The sequence below is a fragment of the Acidiphilium sp. AL genome (assembly GCF_025499445.1).
Taxonomy (GTDB): domain Bacteria; phylum Pseudomonadota; class Alphaproteobacteria; order Acetobacterales; family Acetobacteraceae; genus Acidiphilium; species Acidiphilium iwatense.
In genome coordinates this window covers 1-3,698 of sequence record NZ_JAIMBZ010000093.1, presented here as the reverse complement: position 1 = coordinate 3,698, position 3,698 = coordinate 1, and the positions used below count along the sequence as shown (strand labels likewise).

The window sequence follows — 3,698 nt, the reverse complement described above, 5'->3', positions numbered from 1 at the left end:
TGCTGATCGAGGAGGTCGCCGCATGGGAGCGCACCCGCAATAGGGATCACGTCAAGGCCAACTGGCACTTCACCACCGCAAACGCCCGCATCAAACTGAAGCGGCTATACCCCGCACTATGAGCGACTCGGGGTACTAGACGGATCTGACTGGGACAGTAAGGTCGTGCCCATGCTCACAGCGGCTCCGGGTCTGCGTGCCATCGCGGTGCTGGAGGAACTGAAGCGCAACATCCTGAAATGTTTCTTCATTACTGAACGCAGTCACTCGGCAATCCTCCTTTTTTGTTCTGACATCGAAGTCTGCCTGGACGCTGAATTGAGCGCCATTTGCCGCGGTGTTTGGCCGTCCAACGCCGGTGCATTTTCCAGTTTTGATATTAAGCTGTTTTGATGGCGCACTGCGCCTCGCGGCGATGTTGCGTGGCGAGACAGCGGCCAAGGCGATCCAGCTTTACATGGTTTATGCCCCGGAACCGCCATTCGACAGCGGCACACCGGCAACAGCGCCAGCGTCGATCCTGGCGCAGGTGCGGCAGTCGGTCGCCGACCTCACAGCGCGGCGTGAAGAGACGGCAAAGCGCGCGGCCGTCCGGCTCGGCATTGATGTGTCTTCAGGCGGTCTTCAAGGCAGTCAAGGGCGCGGGCGAGATGAGTCTCAGGCATAGCCGAACCGCTTACCACTGAAGATGTCCGCTGTTGAGAAAGGCCATTCTGTCCGCCGATGACCGGGATGCGCAAAGCAGCCGATTTTGACTTCCTACCACTGGGTGACCGCTTCACCCCCCAAATGGCCGTCCAGTCGGTAGGGTGTAGGTAAACCTAATTGAGCGCCAATAAGGCCGATTTTCATTTTCGGCGTCTTGCCCGAGTCCTGTCTCCATTCCGGTGCAGCTTTTCTGTGTTCCGGTGGAGACAGTAAATGACCCCGACCAAGCTCCTCATCGGCCAGATTATCATCGTGTTTGCGATCGTCATTGCGGGCGTGTGGTTCGCGACGGAGTGGTGTGCCGCCGAGCTTGGTTTCCAGGCCCGGCTGGGCATGCCGTGGTTCGAGCTGGCCGGTATCCCGTTCTATCAGCCCTGGCGGCTGTTCGAGTGGTGGTATTCCTACGACGCCTACGCGCCGGTGCTGTTCAACGAGGCGGCCGGGATCGCCGCGTCGAGCGGCATCGCAGGCTGCGCCGTCGCGATCATTGGTTCCTTGTGGCGTGCCCGGCAGAACCGCCTCGTTACCACCTATGGCTCGTCGCGTTGGGCGACCAAGGCCGAGGTCGGGGAGGCGGGCCTGTTTCGTGCCGCCGGGGTCTTTCTCGGGCGCCTGGGCAGTCAATATCTGCGCCATGACGGCCCGGAACACGTCATGGCTTTTGCCCCGACCCGCTCCGGCAAGGGCGTTGGCCTGGTCATCCCTACGCTGCTCTCATGGACCAGCAGCGCGGTCATCCACGACATCAAGGGCGAGAACTGGCAGCTGACCGCCGGTTGGCGGGCACAGTTCTCGCATTGCCTGCTGTTCAACCCGACCGATCCGCGTTCCGCCCGCTACAACCCGCTGCTGGAGGTGCGCAAAGGGCCGGACGAGGTCCGCGACGTCCAGAACATCGCGGACATTCTGGTCGATCCGGAAGGCGCGCTGGAACGCCGGTCGCACTGGGAGAAGACCAGTCATTCGCTCCTGGTCGGCGCGATCCTGCATGTGCTGTATGCCGAGGAGGAGAAGACGCTGGCCCGCGTCGCGACGTTTCTCTCCGACCCGCAGCGGAGTTTTGCCCGCACGCTGCGGCGGATGATGGGTACCAACCATCTCGGCACGAAGGAGCATCCGAGGGTTCATCCCGTCGTCGCCAGCGCTGCGCGCGAGGTACTGAACAAGTCCGACAACGAACGCAGCGGCGTCTTGTCCACCGCCATGTCGTTCCTCGGCCTGTATCGCGATCCGACGGTGGCTGCGACGATTTCCGGGTGCGACTGGCGGATCGCCGACCTGGTCGATGCGGAGCGTCCGGTTTCGCTGTATCTGGTCATCCCGCCTTCGGACATCTCGCGGACCAAGCCGCTGGTGCGCCTGGTGCTGAACCAGATCGGCCGGCGCCTGACGGAACGGCTGGAAGGCGATCCCGGCAAACGCCGCAAACACCAGCTGCTGATGATGCTGGACGAGTTCCCGGCACTGGGGCGGCTCGACTTCTTCGAGACGGCGCTCGCCTTCATGGCCGGCTATGGCATCCGCGCCTACCTCATTGCGCAATCGCTGAATCAGATTTCCAAGGCCTATGGCGAGACCAATGCGATTCTTGACAATTGCCATGTCCGCATCGCCTTCAGCAGCAATGACGAGCGGACGGCCAAGCGGATTTCCGACGCGCTGGGCACCGCGACCGAACAGCGCGCCCAGCGCAACTACGCCGGTCACCGTCTCGCACCCTGGCTGTCACACGTCATGGTCAGCCGCCAGGAGACCGCGCGCCCGCTGCTGACACCGGGCGAGGTGATGCAGCTACCGCCGGCCGACGAGTTGGTGCTGGTCTCCGGCCTGCCGCCGATCCGCGCCAAGAAGCTCCGCTATTACGAGGACCGCAATTTTTCCGGCCGGGTCATCGCCGCGCCGGCGCTGGCCGAGCAAAAATATCATGACCGGCCAGCGCCGCGACCCGATGACTGGGGCGAGCAGGTGAGGGGACCCGATACCCGCCTCGCCACCACGGCCGAGGATGAATTGGGCGCGGTGGACGAGGACGGCGGGCTGCAACAGCAACGCCATCCCGGCCTGCCCGAGGATGGCCATGTACGACAGAACGATGCCGACCGCGCGATCGATCTCGGCCTCGACGATGAGTCCGATCCTGCCGCCGACGCCCAGATCATCGATCGGGGGCACAGGCTCGGCGCCATCGGCCGTGCCCAGGCGATCAATGCGGGCGATCCGCACCGCGATCAAGACCACGACCTCCTGCCTGATTTCTGAGGGGTGCAGACATGACAACCGAACTCAGATGTCGTCATCAGCTCTATCTCGCTGAAGATGTCAGCCGGAAGCTGGAGGCGCTGGCGGCCAAGCCCGGAGCGTCCAAATCCGCCATCCTTGCCGATGCGGTCAAAGCCTGGCTGGCCCGGCGCGGCCACCAGGAACTCGACGACCGGTTCGCGCTCCGGCTGGAGCGGATCAGCACCCAGCTGGGCCGGATCGAGCGCGACCAGCAGATCGTCATGGAGAGCCTCGCCCTATTCATCCGCTATCAACTCACCATCAACGCACCCTTGCCCGAACCGGATCATGCCGCCCGCGCGGTGGGGCGCGACCGTTTTGCCGCGTTCATCGACCGGGTCGGTCGGCAGATCGCCGTTGGCGGCCGGACCCTCGCGCGCGCCGAGGCCACTGACCGGGAGGATGACGGCCAAACCCAAAAGCAAGGATCGCGGCAGGGTAACGGACAGGGCCAAGGGCAGGGACAGCACCAAGCTCAAGATCCAGCCCAAGGTCAAAGGCCAGTCCAAGATCCCGGTCCACGTTCACGCCCAGGCCCCGGCCGTGACTGGGGCAAACCATGACCGACTCTTCCCGTCCACCCGCAGACGTCGGAGACCAGGCCCAGGAGCGCCGGCGCACCATGCTGCGCACCGCGATGGGCAAGCACATCGAAGCGGCGCTCGCCGATCCCGCGGTCATCGAGGTGATGGTCAATCCCGACGGCAGGT

3 protein-coding genes and 1 pseudogene are annotated in these 3,698 nt (G+C 64.0%); all 4 read left to right on the top strand.

Going from position 1 to position 3,698, the window contains the following annotated elements; genetic code table 11:
- A pseudogene (locus AiwAL_RS19885) lies at positions 1-122 on the top strand (IS630 family transposase); the annotation flags it as partial.
- 43 nt (positions 123-165) lie between these two features.
- Positions 166-393, top strand: a complete 228-nt coding sequence (locus AiwAL_RS19880) for a hypothetical protein (RefSeq protein ID WP_262313454.1) — start codon at positions 166-168, stop codon at positions 391-393.
- A gap of 528 nt (positions 394-921) precedes the next feature.
- Positions 922-2,967 carry a conjugal transfer protein TraG gene (locus tag AiwAL_RS19875; RefSeq protein ID WP_262313453.1) on the top strand — a complete coding sequence of 682 codons (2,046 nt, stop codon included), beginning with the start codon at positions 922-924 and terminating at the stop codon, positions 2,965-2,967.
- 11 nt (positions 2,968-2,978) lie between these two features.
- Positions 2,979-3,551: a hypothetical protein gene (locus tag AiwAL_RS19870; protein ID WP_235705100.1), complete on the top strand. Its 573-nt coding sequence runs from the start codon at positions 2,979-2,981 to the stop codon at positions 3,549-3,551.
- Positions 3,552-3,698 lie beyond the last annotated feature (147 nt).